At 69.9% G+C, this 18,229-nt stretch carries 14 protein-coding genes; 6 read left to right on the top strand and 8 right to left on the bottom strand.

What is annotated here, in order from left to right; translation table 11 throughout:
• Positions 1-43: 43 nt before the first annotated feature.
• The 3 genes from CXP56_RS17100 to CXP56_RS17090 form a co-directional block, all read right to left on the bottom strand.
• Positions 44-901 (bottom strand): SDR family oxidoreductase, encoded by an 858-nt coding sequence (locus CXP56_RS17100; RefSeq protein WP_028847227.1) that lies wholly within the window; start codon positions 899-901, stop codon positions 44-46.
• Positions 902-973: 72 nt separating this feature from the next.
• Positions 974-1,399, bottom strand: a complete 426-nt coding sequence (locus tag CXP56_RS17095) for a DUF4383 domain-containing protein (RefSeq protein WP_286901937.1) — start codon at positions 1,397-1,399, stop codon at positions 974-976.
• Positions 1,400-1,484: 85 nt separating this feature from the next.
• Positions 1,485-2,960 (bottom strand): sigma-70 family RNA polymerase sigma factor, encoded by a 1,476-nt coding sequence (locus CXP56_RS17090; protein WP_286901935.1) that lies wholly within the window; start codon positions 2,958-2,960, stop codon positions 1,485-1,487.
• 219 nt (positions 2,961-3,179) lie between these two features.
• On the opposite strand from CXP56_RS17090, the gene CXP56_RS17085 reads away from it, so the two are divergent.
• Both CXP56_RS17085 and CXP56_RS17080 read left to right on the top strand, forming a co-directional pair.
• The gene (locus CXP56_RS17085) at positions 3,180-5,183 is read left to right on the top strand and encodes a peptidoglycan DD-metalloendopeptidase family protein (RefSeq protein ID WP_286901933.1); all 2,004 of its coding nucleotides are present in this window, start codon (positions 3,180-3,182) and stop codon (positions 5,181-5,183) included.
• Positions 5,184-5,405: 222 nt separating this feature from the next.
• The gene (locus CXP56_RS17080) at positions 5,406-5,864 is read left to right on the top strand and encodes an SRPBCC family protein (protein WP_286901931.1); all 459 of its coding nucleotides are present in this window, start codon (positions 5,406-5,408) and stop codon (positions 5,862-5,864) included.
• 225 nt (positions 5,865-6,089) lie between these two features.
• On the opposite strand, the gene CXP56_RS17075 is transcribed toward CXP56_RS17080, so the two are convergent.
• The 4 genes from CXP56_RS17075 to CXP56_RS17060 all read right to left on the bottom strand — a co-directional run bounded on the left by CXP56_RS17075 (position 6,090) and on the right by CXP56_RS17060 (position 12,554).
• Positions 6,090-6,995 (bottom strand): FkbM family methyltransferase, encoded by a 906-nt coding sequence (locus CXP56_RS17075; RefSeq protein WP_286901929.1) that lies wholly within the window; start codon positions 6,993-6,995, stop codon positions 6,090-6,092.
• A gap of 427 nt (positions 6,996-7,422) precedes the next feature.
• Positions 7,423-7,878, bottom strand: a complete 456-nt coding sequence (locus tag CXP56_RS17070; protein ID WP_286901927.1) for a VOC family protein — start codon at positions 7,876-7,878, stop codon at positions 7,423-7,425.
• Between the two features lie 99 nt (positions 7,879-7,977).
• Entirely contained in the window at positions 7,978-10,461 is a 2,484-nt protein-coding gene (locus CXP56_RS17065; protein WP_286901925.1) for a DNA gyrase/topoisomerase IV subunit A, read from the bottom strand.
• Positions 10,462-10,496: 35 nt separating this feature from the next.
• Entirely contained in the window at positions 10,497-12,554 is a 2,058-nt protein-coding gene (locus tag CXP56_RS17060; RefSeq protein ID WP_028847220.1) for a DNA gyrase/topoisomerase IV subunit B, read from the bottom strand.
• Between the two features lie 219 nt (positions 12,555-12,773).
• Between CXP56_RS17060 and CXP56_RS17055 the strand changes: the two genes are divergently transcribed.
• The 4 genes from CXP56_RS17055 (at position 12,774) to CXP56_RS17040 (ending at position 17,745) form a co-directional block, all read left to right on the top strand.
• Complete coding sequence (locus CXP56_RS17055; protein ID WP_038044826.1) at positions 12,774-13,772, top strand: LLM class flavin-dependent oxidoreductase; 999 nt, start codon at positions 12,774-12,776, stop codon at positions 13,770-13,772.
• A gap of 75 nt (positions 13,773-13,847) precedes the next feature.
• The gene (locus CXP56_RS17050) at positions 13,848-14,654 is read left to right on the top strand and encodes an ABC transporter ATP-binding protein (RefSeq protein WP_028847218.1); all 807 of its coding nucleotides are present in this window, start codon (positions 13,848-13,850) and stop codon (positions 14,652-14,654) included.
• Entirely contained in the window at positions 14,651-15,646 is a 996-nt protein-coding gene (locus CXP56_RS17045; protein ID WP_211227501.1) for an ABC transporter substrate-binding protein, read from the top strand. Before CXP56_RS17050 ends, CXP56_RS17045 begins: the two co-directional genes overlap by 4 nt.
• Positions 15,643-17,745, top strand: coding sequence for an iron ABC transporter permease (locus CXP56_RS17040; protein ID WP_051310047.1), 2,103 nt, complete (start codon positions 15,643-15,645; stop codon positions 17,743-17,745). Before CXP56_RS17045 ends, CXP56_RS17040 begins: the two co-directional genes overlap by 4 nt.
• On the opposite strand, the gene CXP56_RS17035 is transcribed toward CXP56_RS17040, so the two are convergent.
• Complete coding sequence (locus tag CXP56_RS17035; RefSeq protein WP_028847215.1) at positions 17,746-18,168, bottom strand: PPOX class F420-dependent oxidoreductase; 423 nt, start codon at positions 18,166-18,168, stop codon at positions 17,746-17,748.
• Positions 18,169-18,229: the final 61 nt, after the last annotated feature.

Raw genomic sequence — 18,229 nt, 5'->3', positions numbered from 1 at the left:
CGGCCCGTGGTCGTACCTGCGACGACCCCGGTTCGCCGGCCGGTCACGCGGGCGTGGTCTCACCGCCGAGCGCGGCAAAGACCTGACCGCTGTAGTACGACGAAAGCCGCTCCGACGCCAGGAACACGTACGAAGGGGCGAGCTCGTCCGGCTGCGCGGCTCGCTCCATCGGGGCCTGTTCACCGAACGACCCGACGCGTTCCGGAGGGAACGTCGCCGGGATCAACGGCGTCCACACCGGGCCGGGCGCGACGCAGTTGACCCGGATCTTCCGGTCGGCCAGCGCCTGCGCCATCGAACGGGTCCACGCGATGATGGCGCCCTTGGTGGCCGAGTAGTCGATCAGCGTCTTGTTCCCGCGGAGCCCGTTGACCGAGCTCGTGTTGATGATGGCTGCGCCTTCCCGCAGGTGGGGCAGGGCCGCTGCGGTCACCCGGAAGTAGCTGTGCACGTTGACGGCGAACGTGTGCAGCCATTGCTCGTCGGTGAGTTCTTCCGGTGAATCGACCGGCTGCTGGGTCGCGATGTTGTTCACCAGCACGTCCAGCCGGCCGAACGCGCTGATGGTGTCGGTGACGACGTCGCGGCAGTGGCCGGGCTCGGCCAGGTCACCGGGCAACAGCAGGCAGCGCCTGCCTTCCGCGCGCACCAGGTCGGCGGTCTGCTGCGCGTCGGTGTGCTCGTTCAGATAGGCCACCGCCACGTCCGCGCCCTCTTTGGCGAACGCCACGGCCACCGCGCGGCCGATGCCGGAATCGCCACCGGTGACGAGGGCAGCACGGCCGTCGAGCAGCCCACGTCCCCGGTAGCCCTCCATGCGGTCGTGCGGTTCCGGCTGCATGTCGCCGGTCTCGCCGGGGGCGGTCTGCTGCTGCTGGGGTTGCTCTCCGGAAACGGACATGGTGGCGCTCCATTCCGCGGCGCTGCCGCGTGATCGGAAGTAGGTGGACTCGGGTGCGGGCGGCGTGACGGGTCAGCGTTCACTGTCGGACGCGAGGACGGGGCGGTCTTCGCGCGCGGACTGCTCGAAGGCGACGTAGAAGCCGGCGACCATGGTCAGCGCGTAGACCACGACGTTGCCCCAGCCGATGTTGAACCCCGCGTCCGGGTTGGGATCGATCGCGGCCGGGATGCCGTAGGCGAACAAGCCCAGGCACGCCACCCCGACCGCCATGCCGAACACCCGGCGGACCACGGGAAATGCCTTCAGGGTGACGATCAACGCGGCCACGCCGATGACGGCATGGACGATGGTCAGGATCGCGTCGACGCCGAAACCGGCGACCATGTTCTCGGTGTATGCGTGGGCGAGTGATCGGGGTGCGAGCACCACGGCAGCGATCGCGACGAGCAGGTAGAACGCCGCGAGCACCGCGGTGATCGTTCGAGCGCGATTCATGGCGGGTGACTACCCGTGGCTCCGTCCGGCGAATCGTGGCGATCCAGCGTGCCCGCAACCCGCATGCGCATCGGTGCGTGCGTGATCAGCACGTTCTGCGCACGGGTAGCGTCTGGACCGCGCTGGTGGCGGTTCTGCCCGCGGCGTCGGTCGCGGTGACCTGCCAGCTGACCTGATCGGTGCCGGTCACCGGGCCGATGCGGCCCGCGTACTCGTTGCCGCCCGCCGGCGACATGTCCATCGAGTGCGGCTCGCCGGAGCCTTGCTGCCAGACCAGCACCACCCGGACCACGTCCTTCCCGGTCACCGTCGCCGTCGCCGACGTCGCGGAGCAAGATCCACCGGGACTGAGAGACGCCCGGTCGGTCGACAGGTTGCTGATCGCCGGGGGCGTGGGCCGCTGTGGGCGGTCGGCTGGGCCCGCAGGTTCGGTGCGGGCCGGGGTGGTCGGCGAGGGGGCAGGTACCGCGTCGGTCGATCGTGCTGCCGGGGTGATTCCGGCAGGCTCCGACGGTCTCGGAGTGGTCACGGGCGCTCTTGACGTACTCGATGGGGTCGACGGGGTGGTGGAGGGCGGCCCGCTGGCGGCCACGGATGACGGGACCACGCTCGGCGTGAGGGTCACCGTCGCATCGGCACGCACGCCGGCGGCCGTCCTGGTCTCCGTCGGATCCGGCTCGTCCGGGGTCAGCAGCAGCGCGAGCCCGGTGGCCAGTACGGCGATGATCGCCGCGGCGGCGGCCGCGGCCCTGCCGCGAGTCTGCCGGTAGCCACCGAGCCGCTGGTGCGAGGACACCAGGCGGATGTCGTCCAGCGTGCGCTGCCGCAGGTCTTCCGGAGCCGGGACCAGCGGCACCGCGGACAGCAATGCCAGCGGGCTGACCATGCGCTCGCGACGCTCGCCGCACACCTCGCACCGGTCGACGTGGCGCGCCACCCGCTTGCGGATCAGCGGGGACAGCGTGCCGTCCCAGCCCCGCAGAAGCGCTTCGAGATCCGCGCAGTCACCGCGCCCGGTGCGGCCGACCAGCAGCGCGGTGAGCGAACGCCGGACCTGCTCGCGAACCCGGCTGAGCATCACCGTCGCGTGGTGTGCGCTCACCCCAAGCGCAGTGGCGAGCTCCCGGCCCTCGAGCCCGCCGCGCAGGTGCAGAAACAGCACCGCACGGTCGCGCTCCTCGAGCCCGTTGGCCGCCGCCACGACCAGCTCGCGCAGCTCGCTCTCGGTGTACTTCCGGTGGGCGTCACTGCCGGACGACGTGTCGGTCATCTCCGGCACCTCGGCGGCCGAAGCCTCCCGGGCTCGCCTGCGGATCGCGGCCAGCGCCTCGGTACGGCAGATCGCATACAGCCAGGGGCGGAGCTTGCTGGGATCGCGAAGCTGGCCGATCTTGGCCGCCGCCGTGACGAACGCGTCGTGCAGGACGTCGGCGGCCTCCTGCCGGTTCCGCACCATCGCGTAGCAGTAGTCGTACAGGTGATCGGCACGGGCGTCGTAGATCTCCGCCCAGGCTTGCTGGTCTCCTTCGATCGCTCTCGTCGCGACGGCGACATCGTCCATGGCAGGAGCCTATGGCCTGCCAGCCTCGGCGATCTTCTTGTTCCGCCTGGTCGGGGCATCACTGTCACTCTCTTCGTCCGGTTCGGCGCCGCAGCGCCACTGCCGGTGAGAGGGCTACGCCATTCGGGTGGTCACAGAAATGTCCCGGGAAAAAGTGTGACCGGGGCAGGTGCCGGTGCCTCATGCCGTCGTCAACACCACGACGACAGGGAGATCGACATGGCAACCAAGCGAGGGAGGGTGGCCTGCTGGGCGGCGCTCGGGCTGAGCGTCCAGCTAGCGCTGGGTGCGGGCCTGCCCGTCGTGGCGCATGCCCAGCCCGCAGCAGCGAACGCCCTGGCGCGCACCGCGCTGGCCGCGAAGATCGACGAGGTCCAGCCGATGGCCGGGGGCAAGGCACTGGTCGCCCCGCTGACCGCGGTCAAGGCCGGGGCGAAGGACCGTTGGGTGCTCAAGCTGGACCTGTACGTGGAGAACACCGGCTCCGGCGTGCTGGACGCGGACAAGGTGCGGGTCACCTACCAGGGCTCGAGCGCCCCGTCGGCGTGGGAGGAGCCGGTGAACGTCACCATCGGCGTCGGCCAGACCCAGATCGTGCAGGCGCTCGACGGGTTCAAGCGCGACCTGGTCGGCCCGGTGCCCGATTCCGCGACGGTGACGGTCGAGTTCGCCCAGAACGTGGCCCCGCTCACCACGAAGCTGACCCTGGCCGCGCACAAGAACCCGGCGCCCAACGGCGCCTACTTCTTCCCCGCGAAGGCCGGCGACCTCGGCAAAGGCCAGTACTGGAGCTGGCGCACCCGGCACATGGGAGCTGCGCCCGGCGTGACGTGGACCGACCGCAACCGATTCGCCTACGACATGGGCGTGTCGCGGTGGGACAAGAAGGCCAAGGAATGGACCGGCCTGCGCGAAGGTGCCGATCCGGGCAACCCGAAGAACGCGGACTACCTGGTGTGGGACAAGCCGGTGTACGCGATGGCCGACGGCAAGGTGATGTACTGCCGGGAGGACGTGGTCGACCACGAGGGCAGCGGCGGCGGCCCGGCCAATTCCGTCTGGATCGACCACGGAGGCGAGTTCGCCGGGTACGTCCACCTGAAGCTGAACAGCATCCCCAGCTCCGTCTGCCCGCAGGGCTCGGAGAAGAAGTGGGGGATGAACGGCAAGACGGTGACGGTCAAGGCCGGGCAGCTGATCGGCCGGGTGGGCAACACCGGCAACAGCTCGGCGCCCCACCTGCACCTGGAAGTGCTCGACGGAGTGCCACCGGGCAACCCCGGCGCCAGCCCGCGGCCCAACGGGCTTCCCGTGCTGTTCCAGAACGCCCTGGTCCGGGGTGACCGGGCCGACGTGGACCCGGACGCCGGCCCGATCGACTGGACGACCGCGCGTGGCCAGGCCATCGGCTGGAACGCCCTGGTGCTGCCCAACCGCTGCGGTTTCGACGTGATCCCGTCCGGCCTGTCGGAGTGGGCCAGGCACGGCATCACCGCGGCGTGCTTCCAGGACGTGGTGAACCGCGCCACGGCGGCCGGCTACGAGCCCGCAGTGGTCGACGGCTACACCGTTGGTGGCAACACGTACTTCAACGCCGTGTTCCAGCCGAAGGACCAGCTGCCGTCGGCCACCCGGCACGGGCTCACCGCTGCCCAGCTGGACAAGCTGGTCGACGAATGGGGCGAGCTCGGCTACCGGATCCGGCACCTCGACGGCTACCAGTACAACGGGATGCCCCGATACGTCGCGATCTTCGTCAAGGACGGCGGACCGCGGCAGTTCGTCACCCACAGCCTGTCGTCCTATGCGCACCAGGCCGTGTACAACCTGCTGACCGGCGCCGGATGGCGCCCGGTGATCAACTCCGGGGTGTCCGACCACTACCTGGTTCGGTACTTCGCGGTGTACGAGCAGAGGTCGCTGGGTTCCTACCGCGCCGAATGGGCGATCCCGGAGGCCAACTACCAGGAGTTCGCCGAAACGCAGCTGGCCCTCGGCCGGAGACCGCTCTACCTGAACGCTTACAACCACGGCGGCAAGGCGTATCTGTCCGCGATCTACACCTCCGCAGTCCCCGGGCCGTTCGAAGCTCGGCACGGGCTGACCGCGGCGCAGTACCAGGCCGAGTACGACACGTGGGTGGGCAAGAAGTACCGAACCCGTCAGGTGACCGGATACGCGAGCGGTACCGGACACCGCTTCGCGGCGGTCTGGCGGCCGTAGCACCGGGCACCTCGGCCCGCTCCCCGGAGATCTCCGAGCGAGCGGGCCGAGCGTCGTCGCGGCGGGAGCGTGGGCCTGGTTCGCGCACGCGACGAGTCGTGCTCCCGATGCGCGATGTTCGCTGCCGGCTACCAGGACGGCGTGGGCCAACACACAGCCACCGGGTGTGTAGTGATCTCGCCGGGCCGGGTAGCCGAAGGGACCCCATCGAGAGGAGTGCCCATGAGCACGATCACGGCCTCGGTCGACGTGAACGTCCCGATCGCCCCGGTGTACGACCAGTGGACGCAGTTCGAGACGTTCCCGCAGTTCATGGAAGGCGTGGACCGTGTTCAGCAGCTCACGCCGACCAAAACGCACTGGGACGTGTCGGTCGGCGGGGTACGGCGCGAGTTCGACGCGACGATCACCGAACAGCACCCGGAAGAGCGCGTGGCCTGGAGATCGGACAACGGTCCGCAGCACGCGGGTGTGATCACTTTCCACCGGCTCGGTGACGACCAGACACGGGTCACCGCCCAGATGGACATCGACCCGGAGGGCTTCGCGGAGAACGTGGCCGACAAGTCCGGCTTGCTCAGCCAGCGGGTGAAGGGCGACCTGAAGCGGTTCAAGGAGTTCATCGAGCAGCAGGGGCACGCCACCGGCGCTTGGCGCGGCGACGTGAACCGTCCGGAGTAAGTCCGGCCGACCAGCTTGCTGTGCCGCCGTGCACCTTCGGGTGTGCGGCGGCACAGTCGTATGCACGACTGCACCGCCGAGAACAGCACTAAACATGCATCGCGGCCGAGCTCCATCGGGTTCGTCGACCACGGGCGGGGGGAGGGGCGACGCGTGGACGAGGTTCCTGCGCGATGCAGGCCAGCTCCCGTCAGCGTGCCGGTGCTCGGGCGGTGTGTCATCGGTTCACAGCTTGGCCGCCGACTCCGCGGGGATGAGCAACACGTCCCGCGAGTCGTGGAGCGGCAGCGGGCCGGTCGAGTACAGCTGGCTCGTGGTGAGCAGATGCAGGCAGGATCTCCCGACGGCGAAGACCACATAGCCGGCCGTGTGGAACCTGAGCAGGAGTGACCGCAGCCTGCCAGGGGAGCGCTGCACCTTCACCATGACGGTCGCCCTGCGGGCGAGCACGTTCTCGGCGGCCGCCTCGAGAATCGCGGCCTCGCACCCCTCGACGTCCAGCGTGACGAGGTCGGCTTGGGCCAGTACGCCTGCTGCCGGGACCGTCGGCACTCTGATCGTGCGCGCTGTCGGACGGCCGGCAACGCCTTCCGCATGCCCGACGACGTAACCGCCGGTCGGTGCGACATCGCGGTCGTGGTCCGGGACAGCGAGCTCCGCGTGGCCCGGCTCGGCCACGTCGAGCGCAGCCGCATGGATCACGGTGACGTGTGACAACCCGTTGAGCTCCACGTTCCGGCGCAGGACCTGGGCGGAACCGGGATGTGCTTCGACAGCGGTGTAGACGGAGCCAGCAGGCTGCGCCTGCGCACCGACGACGGTGAAGAAGCCGATGTTGGCGCCCAGCTCCACGACGGTCCCCGCGTTCCGGCACAGATCCCGCCAGATTTCGGCTGCCACGCCCGCGTGCTCCTGCACGCCGCACCAGTACAGCTGCCGAATCGCCCGCGACTCCGCCGTGACCATGCGGACGCGTGGGGCACCGGGCACCGCGAAGGCCTCGATCGGCCCGAACGGGCGGTGCCGGAGCACTGCCACCAGCGGACGCGAGACCCAGCGCATCCGCCCCGACGTGTATGCGCCCTGCACCTTGCGCATGACCACGGCCGGAACCAGGCGAAGCGGTGCCACCAGCACAGCCCGGGCCACCTGTCCGGCGCGTTTGAGCAATGACCGTGCCACATGAACGACTACGGATCGCAGCACCGAACAGTGCACTCGTTCATGAACCGGACGGCGTTCGCGGGCGGATGATCCGAGTTCCGGTGTGCATGTCCCGCGTAGGGGAGGGATGCACGCGAGCCGTGAGGAGCGGTGGGGCGGTGGCCGGGCCGGGGGAGCAGGCCTGTCAGCGGGGCGCGCGACACGGGCCACCGCGTACAGTGCTGCTGCGGAGCGACTTCAGCGGCCCGCCTTGGCCGGCTGGCTGTGCGGGCGGGAGTGGCAGGCGAGCAGGGGCTGGAGCCAGCCGAAATCGACATCACTGCGGGGTCGCCGACCTGTCGAGCCGTGATCCGCAGCCCGCACGTCCGGGAGCCGATTCCGCGGGCCGTCGCGATCAGCCCGCGGCGCAGAACTCGTTGCCTTCCGGATCGAGCATCAGCCACCAGTGCCCGGCCGGCCCCTTGTCGTATTTCTGCACGCGCTTGGCGCCCAGCGACTCCAGCCTGCTCACCAGCGCCTCGAGCCCTTCATCGCCCGCGTGCACGTCGATGTGCAGCCGGTTCTTGACCGACTTCTCCTCCGGCACGTCCTGGAACAGGATCCGCCGTCCCTTGCCGATGCCGGACACCGGGTCGTACGGGTCGTCCGGATGCCGGATCGCGGCGAAGCCGCGGAAGTACTTCCGGCCGCCGTGCTCGACGACCGCTTCCTCCGGCAGCTGGCCGGCGGCAACGAGCTGATCGATCAGCGCGCCCGCGTCCTCCACCTGATAGCCCAGCGCGTTCGCCCAGAAATCGGCGATGGCGATGGCGTTCTTGCTGTCGACGATCAGCTTCCAGTGCAGTGCCATGCGCCCGTTGTACCGCCGAGGACCGACAGTTCCGCGGCGCGCGGTACCGTGCCCGCCACACCGGCGAGGCCGCGATCGGCCCCGGCCGACGACGACGCGTCAGCCCCGTTCGACCAGATGGCCCACCAGGTCCGGCACCCGGCCGGCCTGCCCCGATCCGTCCCGCCGGTGGTCGACGTCCGGCAAGTCGACCGGCTCGCCCTTGCGGGACGAACCCGCGGGCCGCGGCCCGACCCACGCCAACGACAGCTGCGACTCCCCCTTGAGGAAGCGCTGCGCCCGCACACCGCCGGTGGCGCGGCCTTTCGCCGGGAACTCTGCCAGCGGGGTGACCTTGACCGTCTGCTGGGTCGCGGTCACCACCATCGGCTCGCCGTGGTCGGGATCGTCGGTGGCCACCGCGCCGAAGAACACCACCCGGGCGTCGCCGCCGAGTTTGATGCCCGCCATGCCGCCGCCCCTGAGCCCTTGCGGCCGGACCAGCGAGGCGGAGTAGCGCAGCAGGGAAGCCGCCGAGGTGACGAACACCAGCGTCTCGTCGCCGCTGGTCAGCCACGTGGCGCCGACCACCCGGTCGCCCTCCTTCAGCGAGATGACCTCGAATTCCTCGGCCCGCACCGGCCAATCCGGGGCGCACACCTTGACCACGCCCTTCTCCGTGCCCAGCGCCAGGCCGGGGGAACCTGCCGCCTGCTCGCCCAACGGGGCCAGGCCGACCACCTTCTCACCCGCTTCCAGCGGCACCAGTTCGGTGACCGGGATGCCGCCGCCCAGCGACACGGTGCCGACCTGCTCGGGCAACACCGGCAAGGGCAGCACGTCGGTCTTGAACGCGCGGCCGTGGCTGGTGATCAGCAGCACCCTCCCGCGCGCGGTGGTGTGCACCAACGCGGCCACCGCGTCGTGCTTCACCCGCCCGCTGCGCCGCCGCTTCTCCAGGACCTCCTCGGACTCCGCCGCGGTCCTGGCCAGCAGTCCCGACGCCGACAGCAGCACCTGGCACGGGTCGTCGCTGACCTCCAGCGGGCCCTTCGGCTGGGCGGCGAGCACCTCCTTGAGGTCGCCGTCGATCAGCGACGTCCGCCGGGGCGTGGCGAACTTCTCCGCCACTTGCGCCAGCTCCTCCGACACCACCCGCTTCAGCTCGGCCTCGTCGTCGAGGATCTTGTTCAGCTCGGCGATCTCGGACCGCAGCTTGGCGTGCTCGGCGTCCAGCTCGAGCTTGTCGTACTTGGTCAGCCTGCGCAGCGGGGTGTCCAGGATGTAGGTGGCCTGCACCTCGGTCAGGTCGAACTCGGCCATCAGGGCTTCCTTGGCCGCCTGCGCGTTCTCGCTGCCGCGGATCAACGCGATCACCCGGTCGATGTCCAACAGGGCCTTGAGCAGGCCCTCGACCAGGTGCAGCCGTTCCTCGCGCTTGCGCCGCCGGTACTTGGTGCGCCGGGTCACCACGTCGTAGCGGTGGCGCAGGAAGACCTCGAGCAGCTGCTTGAGCCCCAGCGTCCTGGGCTGGCCGTCGACCAGCACCAGGTTGTTGATGCCGAACGACTGCTCCATCGGCGTCAGCCGGTACAGGTCGGCCAGCAGCGCCTGCGGGTTCACCCCGACCTTGCACTCGATGACCACCCGGGTGCCGTTCTCCCGGTCGGTCAGGTCCTTCACGTCGGCGATGCCGGTCAGCCGCTTGGTCTTGGTGACCTCTTCGGTGATCTTCTCGATGATCTTCTCCGGGCCGACCGCGTACGGCAGCTCGGTGATGGTGATCGCCTGCCTGCCCCGGCTGCCGGGCAGCGGCCCGATCTGCACCTTGGCCCGCATCCGCACCACGCCACGGCCGGTCTCGTACGCCTTGCGCACCTCGTCCAGCCCGAGCAGCTGACCACCGGTCGGCAGGTCGGGGCCCGGCACGAACTCCATCAGCTTGTCCAGCGAGGCGTCCGGGTGGTCGATCAGCCACCTGGCGGCGTCGATCACCTCGCCCAGGTTGTGCGGAATCATGTTGGTCGCCATGCCGACTGCGATCCCCGACGTGCCGTTGACCAGCAGGTTCGGGAACGCCGCAGGCAGCACCGCGGGCTCCTGCAGCGACCCGTCGTAGTTCGGCCGGAAGTCGACGGTGTCCTCGTCCAGCTCGCCCACCATCAGCATGGCCTCCGCCGACAGGCGGGCCTCGGTGTAGCGGCTGGCCGCCGGGCCGTCGTCGGGGGAGCCGAAGTTGCCGTGGCCGTCGACCAGCGGAACGTTGAGCGAGAAGTCCTGCGCCATCCGCACCATGGCGTCGTAGATCGCGGCGTCACCGTGCGGGTGGTACTTGCCCATCACGTCGCCGACCACCCGCGAGGACTTCACGTAGGCGTGCCCCGGCCGGTAGCCGTTCTCGTTCATCGAGTACAGGATCCGCCGATGGACCGGCTTCAACCCGTCCCGCGCATCGGGCAGGGCACGGGAGTGGATGACCGAGTACGCGTATTCCAGGTACGACTGCTCGATCTCCTGCTTGACCGGGCTGTCGTAGACGTGCGCGCCCGCCTTGTCGAACGCAGCGGGGTCGATGCGGGTGGTAGGGCCGGTGCGGCGTGCCATGCTGCGGCTCCTCGTGTAGCGCTACGCGTGTGGGATCAGATGTCGATGGCTTCCTGGTCGACGCGGGAGGACGACTCCACCAGCCAGTTGCGCCGGGGCTCCACCTTCTCGCCCATCAGCAGCTCCAGCGCCGCTTCCGCGGCCTCGGCGTCCTCCAGCGTGATCCGGCGGACCGACCTGGTCGCGGGATTCATGGTGGTCTCCCATAACTCGTCCGGGTCCATCTCGCCGAGGCCCTTGAACCGGGGCACCGGTTTGACCACCTGATGGCCGGCCGCCTCCAGCCTGGCCACGGTCTGCTCCATCTCCCGCTGGGTGAACGTGTAGTGGGTCTGCGGATTGCGACCCTTGGTCATCACCTTGTGCAGCGGCGGCATCGCCGCGTACAGCCTGCCCGCGGTGATCACCGGCCGCATGTACTTGGCGAACAGCGTGATCAGCAGCGTGCGGATGTGCGAGCCGTCCACGTCCGCGTCGGCCATGATGATCACCCGGCCGTAGCGCATGGCGGACAGGTCGAACGTGCGGCCGGTGCCCGCGCCGAGCACCTGCACGATCGCGGCGATCTCGGCGTTCTTCAACGTGTCGGCCAGGCTGGCCTTCTGCACGTTGAGGATCTTGCCGCGCAGCGGCAGCAGCGCCTGGTACTCCGAGGACCGCGCCAGCCTGGCCGAGCCGAGCGCGCTGTCGCCCTCGACCAGGAACAGCTCGCTGCGCTCGATCCCGGTGGACCGGCAGTCCACCAGCTTGGCGGGCATGGCCGCGCCCTCCAGCGCCGTCTTGCGCCGGGCGGCGTCCTTCTGCTGCTTCTGCACCAGGCGCACCCGGGCCGCGTCGACCACCTTCTGCAGCACGACTTTGGCCTCGGACTTCGTCCTGCGCGCCTGGGTCCACGCCTTGACCTCGCGCTCGACGATCTGCTGGACGACCTTGGTGATGCCCGCCGTGGAGAGCTCGTCCTTGGTCTGCGAGGTGAACTGCGGTTCGGGCAGCTTGACGTGCACCACCGCCGTCATGCCCTCCAGCACGTCTTCCAGCGTCGGCAGCGCCTCTTTCGGCTTCAGCAGGCCGCGGCTGCGGGAGATCGCGTCGTTGATCGCGCGCAGCACGCCCCGCTCGAACCCTTTGCGATGCGTGCCGCCGTGCTGGTTGCGGATGGTGTTGGTGAAGCACTCGACGATGCGCTCGTAGCCGGTGCCCCAGCGCAGGGCGACCTCGACCTCGGCGCGGCGTTCCACGTTGGACCGCATGACGCCGTTGGCGTCGGCCGCGTTCTCCCGGTAAGTGCCCTCCCCGGCGATGACCAGCGTCCCGGACACCGGCTTCTCGTCGCTCGGCGCCAGGAACTCCACCATGTCCGCCAGGCCTCGCGGATAGTGGAAGACCTCCTCGGAGATGCCGTCCTCGCCGGCCAGGCGCAGCACGTACGTCACACCGGGCACCAGGAACGCGGTGTGCCGCATCTTCTGCCGCACCGCCTCCACGTCCAGCGCGGCACCGGATTCGAAGTAGCGGGAGTCGTGCCAGTACCGCACCGACGTGCCGGTGGGCTCGCCGCGCTTCATCTTGCGCACCACGCGCAGCCCGGACCGCTCGGTGAACCGGGCTTTCGGCCCCGGACCGTGGAACTCGCCCGGCGTGCCGTGGGCGAACGAGATCTCGTGGACCTTCCCGTCCCGTTTCACCACCACGTCCATGCGGTGTGACAGCGCGTTGACCGCGGACGCGCCGACGCCGTGCAGGCCACCGGACGTCTTGTAGCCTGCCCCGCCGAACTTGCCGCCCGCGTGCAGCTTGGTGAGCACCAGCTCGACACCGCTGAGCCCGGACTTGGCGTGCACGTCGGTCGGGATGCCCCGGCCGTCGTCGTCGACCTGGACGCTGCCGTCGGCGTGCAACGTCACCACGATGCGGGTGGCGTGCCCGGCTATGCCCTCGTCGGTGGAGTTGTCCAGGATCTCCGACAGCAGGTGGTTGATTCCCCTGCTGTCGGTGGACCCGATGTACATTCCGGGCCGCTTGCGTACCGCTTCCAGGCCTTCGAGGTGGGTCAGGTCGTCCGCCCCGTACAGGGGCTCCACGGTGGCAGTCACGAGCGAGAAGGTTAACCGGGTCGGCCGACGAACCCGTGGACCCGCGCCGGTCGGTGCCCGAGCTGTGACTCGGGCGGCACGAAAGCCGCCGTGCGGAAGTCCGTGCGGAAGTCTGTGCGCAACTCCGTGCGAACGTCTCGGAATATCCCGGCCTGCGGTGGCCGTTGCAGCTGGCAGTGTCGTGATCCGACGTGATCTCCCAGTGGCGAGGACGGCGTGATGCTTCCGGTTCCGTTGTCGGTGCTCGACCTGGCCACCGTCGACCGTGGGTCGACGGTGAGCGCGAGCTTGCAAGGCAGTGTCCGGCTTGCCCAGCTGGCCGAGCGGGCCGGCTACCGCCGCGTCTGGTACGCCGAACATCACAACTTCGCGTCGATCGCCTCCTCGGCGACGGCCGTGCTCATCGCGCACGTCGCGGCCAACACCACGCGCATCCGGGTCGGCGCGGGCGGGGTGATGCTGCCCAACCATGCGCCGCTGGTGATCGCCGAGCAGTTCGGCACGCTCGCCAGCCTGCATCCGGGCCGGATCGACCTCGGTCTCGGCCGGGCCCCCGGCACCGACCCGGTCACCGTGCGAGCGCTGCGACGGGACCCGCAGGCGGCCGACACCTTCCCGGAGGACGTCCTCGAGCTGCAGGGCTACCTGACCGGGGACAGCCGGGTCCCCGGCGTTCAGGCGATACCCGGCCGTGGCACCAACGTCCCGCTCTACATCCTCGGCTCGTCGTTGTTCGGCGCTCAACTGGCTGCCCAGCTCGGGCTGCCGTACGCGTTCGCCTCTCACTTCGCGCCCGCCGCGCTGCAGCAGGCGGTGCGCATCTACCGCGAGCGATTCCGGCCTTCCGATCAGCTCGAGCGCCCTTACGTCATCGCCGCGGTCAACGTCATCGCCACCGACACCGAGGAGGAGGCGCAGGAGCATCTGCAGGCCGCCCGCCGCACCCGGGTGCGGGTGTTGTTCGGCCGCAGGGACCGCAAGATCACCGACGAGCAGGCGGACGAGATCCTGCGCGGGCCGCATGCGGCGCAGGTGGACGAAATGCTCACCTACACCGCGGCGGGCACCCCGGATCGTGTGGTGGAGTACCTGGCCAAGTTCGCCGACCACGCCGACGCCGACGAGCTGATCGTCGCCCTCCAGAGCCCGACCGTGGACACCCGGTTGCGGTCCGCGCAGTTGCTCGCCGAGGCGGCCGGGCTACCGGCCGAGTCCTGATTGTGACGCGCGTCGCCACATTCATGCCGAATCGGACATTGGCAGGGAAGTGAGGTTAGGCTAGCCTCACTAGCCGTGAATGTGCTCAGCGGTCACGCACTCGACGTCGGCTATCACGGCACCACCGTCGTGCACGCGGCTTCCCTGACGTTGACGGCGGGCAAGGTGACTGCCCTGGTCGGACCGAACGGCAGTGGGAAGTCGACGTTGCTGCGCGCACTCGCCCGCTTGCACAAGCCGACCTGCGGCGACGTCCTGCTGGAGGACGGCGAGTCCGCGTTCGCGTTGGCGCCGAAGGAGTTCGCGCGGCGCGTGACGCTGCTGGCACAGAGCCGGCCGACCCCGACCGGCATCACTGTCCGGGACGTGGTCAGCTACGGGCGGTACCCCTACCGGAGCCGGTTCAGCGGCGAAGACCCGGACGGCCTGCGGGCGGTGGAGCACGCGTTGGAGGTCACCGGGACGACGCCGATGGCGCACCGCCCGGTGGACGAGCTGTCCGGCGGTGAGCTGCAGCGGGTGTGGCTGGCGACCTGCCTGGCCCAGGACACCGGCGTGCTGCTGCTGGACGAGCCGACCACGTTCCTCGACCTGCGTTATCAGGTGGAAATCCTGGACCTGGTGCGTGACCTGGCCGACGAGCACAACGTCGCCGTCGGTGTGGTGCTGCACGACCTGAACCAAGCGGCCCAGGTGGCCGACGAGGTGGTGCTGCTGCACCGGGGGCGGGTGCGTGCCTTCGGTCCCCCGGCCGACGTGCTGACCAGCGAGCACTTGACCGAGACCTACGGCATCCGCATCGACGTCACCACCGATCACACGACCGGCCAGCTCACCGCTGTCCCGGTCGGCAAACACACCCATCGAGTAGTCAGGACATGATGATGAGGACCCGGATCGCCGCGTTCGCGGCGTCTGCCATGCTGCTCGCGCTCGGCGCCTGCGGCACGACCGAGAACCCGGAGCAGGTCGCCGACTCCGGCTCCGCCGCGTCGTCCGGCCCGGTCACGGTGACCGACAGCCGCGGCAAGACCATCGAACTGAAGGCCCCGGCCAAGAAGGTCGTGGCGCTGGAGTGGGGCGAGGCGGAAATGCTGGCCAGCCTCGGGGTCATGCCGGTCGGCGTCGCCGACGTCAAGGGCTATTCCACCTGGGTGACCGCCGAGAAGCTGGACGCCGGCGTCAAGGACGTCGGCACCCGCGCCGAGCCGAGCGAGGACTCGATCCTCGGCCTGACGCCCGATCTGGTCGTCATGGAGGAGAACCGGGACTCCAACCTGAGCAAGCGGCTGGAGGACAAGGGCATCCCGGTGCTGGTCACCAAGGGTGCCGACGCCAAGCGCGGCGAGCTGGACCGGATGCGTGACGACCTGATGATGATCGCCACCGCGACCGGTACCGAGGACAAGGCCGAGCAGCTGCTGGAGGAACTGGACGCCACGCTTGCCGAGGCGAAACAGAAGCTGGCCGACGCGGGCAAGGACGGCGCCAAATTCGTCATGGCCGACGGCTACAAGGAAGGCAACGTCATCTCCATCCGGCCGTTCGGGCAGGGCGCGCTGGTGTCGCGGGTCGCGCAGGAGATCGGGCTGGAGAACGCCTGGCAGGGCAAGGTCGACGAGATGTGGGGCCTTGGCGCCACCGACGTCGAGGGCCTGACCACCATCAAGGACGCCGACGTGCATTTCTTCTACAACGCCTCCGACGGCAACGACGTGTTCGCCGACGGGCTCAGCAGCAACCCGATCTGGAAGTCGCTGCCGTTCGTCAAGGCGGGCAACGTGCACAAGCTGACCGACGGCATCTGGACCTTCGGCGGCCCGAAGTCCTGCGCCCAGTACGCCAACGAGCTCGTGCGGATCCTGACGTCTTGAGCCAGACCGTCGCGGCACCGCAGGCGGATCAGGCACCCCCGCCGCTTCGGCCCATCCCGGTGGCCACGGCGTTCGTCGTGGCCACCGCGGCGGTGGTGGTGCTCGCGGCGGTGCACCTCACGCAGGGCACGTCCGGGGTCGGCGCGCTCGATCTGCTGGAGCTGCTGGCCGGCCCGGCCGATCAGCAGGTGCTCGACATCCTCAGCGGCTCACGGCTGCCGCGCATGCTCGCCGCGCTGTTGGTGGGCGTGGCGCTCGGCTGCGCAGGCGCCGCGCTGCAGTCGGTGGCGCGCAACGCGCTGGCCTCGCCGGACACCCTGGCGGTGAACGCGGGCGCTCACCTTGCGGTCGTGCTGTCGGCGGCGCTCGGCATCTCGTTGACCGCGGGCAGTTCTCTGCTGAGCGGGCTGGCCGCGCTCGGCTCGGCCTTCGTCGGCGGACTGCTCGCCGCCGGGCTGGTGCTGCTGCTGTCGTCCGGGGGGACCTCGCCGACCAGGATCATTCTGGCCGGCTCGGCGATCACCATGGCCGTGCAGTCGGTGACCTACCTCTTCCTGCTGCTCTACGAGGAGGAGACGCACGGGCTGTTCGCATGGGGGATGGGATCCCTGGTCCAGGCCGACGTCACCCCGGTCGTGCAGCTCGCGCCGGTGGTGCTGCTGTGCGTCGCCTGCTGCATGCTGCTCGGTCATCGGCTGGACATCCTGGCGCTGGGCAGCGACACCGCATCGGTGCTCGGGGTGCGGGTGCGGCAGACCCGGTTGATCACCGCGATGCTGGCCGTGCTGCTGGCCGCCGCCGCGGTCAGCCTCGCCGGGCCGATCCCGTTCATCGGACTGGTCGCCCCCGCGGTCGTGCGGCTGATGGGCGCGCGCATCCCCGGTCTGATGCGGCACCGGGTGCTGTTCCCGCTGTCCTCGCTCGTCGGCGTGGTGATCGTGCTGAGCTCGGACATCGCGGTGCGTGCCGTGCTCGGCGGGCAGGCGGGCGTGGACGTTCCGGCAGGGGTCGTGACGACGATCCTCGGCGCCGGGGTGCTGATCGCGCTCGCCCGTCGTTACCGGGACGCGGGACCGACCCGCAGGCCACCGACACCGCATTCGGCGGCGGTGCGTTCGCGTCGTTTCGTGCTCACCGTGGTGGCGGTCCTGGCCGTCCTGCTCGGTGCGGCGCTGTTGGCGGGCATGCTGCTCGGCGACCGCTGGGTGCTGACCGGCGACATCGTCAACTGGCTCACCGGCAACAGCAGCGTCGGCATGGCGGCGATGCTGGAAGGCCGCTGGCCGCGGGTGGCGGCAGCGCTGCTGGCGGGTCTGGCGTTGGCGATCGCCGGGTCGGTGGTGCAAGCGGTGTGCCGCAATCCGCTCGCCGAACCCGGGATCCTCGGCGTCACCGCGGGAGCCGGGGTCGGTGCGGTCACCCTGATCACCGTGGTGCCGATGGCCGGGACGGTCACCATGACGGTGATCGCCACCGGCTCCGCGCTGCTTGCGTTCGGCACGGTCTACCTGCTGGCGTACCGCGGCGGGCTCAATTCCGACCGGCTGGTGCTCATCGGCGTCGGCATGTGGATGGGCTGCAACGCGATCAGCACGTTCCTCATCGTCGCGTTCGATCCGTGGAACACGGTCAAGGCGCTGACCTGGCTGTCCGGGTCCACCTACGGTCGGACACCGGAGCAGCTGCTCCCGGTGGGCGTCGCGCTGTTGGTGCTGACGCCGCTGATCGTGCTGGCGCGCCGGGAGCTCGATCTGCTCGCCCTCGACGACGACACCCCGCGGGTGCTCGGGGTGCGACTGGAACGGGCCCGGCTGCTCGCGCTCGGGGCGGCGGCCGTCCTCACCGCGACCGCCGTCGCCGCGGTGGGCGTCGTCGGGTTCGTCGGGCTGGTCGCCCCGCACATCGCGCGCGGCTTGGTCGGGAGCAAACACGCCCGGATGATCCCGGTGGCCGCGCTCATCGGCGCCCTGGTCATCTCGCTTGCCGACACGGTGGGCCGGACGGTGATCGCCCCGGCACAGATCCCGGCCGGCCTGCTGGCCGCGTTGATCGGCACGCCGTACTTCGTCTACCTGCTCTGGCGGACCCGCACGCGGTGATCAGGCGAGCCACCCGTAGGTGTGGCTGACCGCGATACGCAGCACCAGCCTGCGCTCGTCCACCATGGCCTGGCGAAACTCCGCCCAGTCCGGATGCTCCCCGGCGATCGTGCGATAGAGGTCGACCAGCTCGTCGACCGTCGCGTCGTCGGGTTGCCGCGCGACCGGCGTGAGCTCGGCCGTGCCTTCCAGGACGACGTAACCGCGCATGGACGGCGGGGTGACCAGCAGGCTGGCGCGCGGATCCCGCCGCAGGTTGCGCGTCTTGGCCCGCGAGTCGGTGACGGAAATGCGGATCAGCCGGTCCTGGTCGTCGTAGGCGAACCCGACGATCGACATCTGCGGGGTGCCGTCGCGCTTGAGCGTGGTCAGCACACCGTGCCGCACCTTGTCCAACAGGTCTCGTTGCGCATGGTCGAGCATGCCGTGTGCAACGGCCACGACGGCGCGGCGATTCCCTTGGCGAAGAAGTGAATTCGTGATT

Origin of the sequence: Thermocrispum sp. (assembly GCF_002919275.1) — a bacterium.
Taxonomy (GTDB): Bacteria; Actinomycetota; Actinomycetes; order Mycobacteriales; family Pseudonocardiaceae; genus Thermocrispum; species Thermocrispum agreste.
The sequence above is the reverse complement of the archived record's forward strand: the minus strand, read 5'-3'. Positions and strand labels throughout refer to the sequence as shown.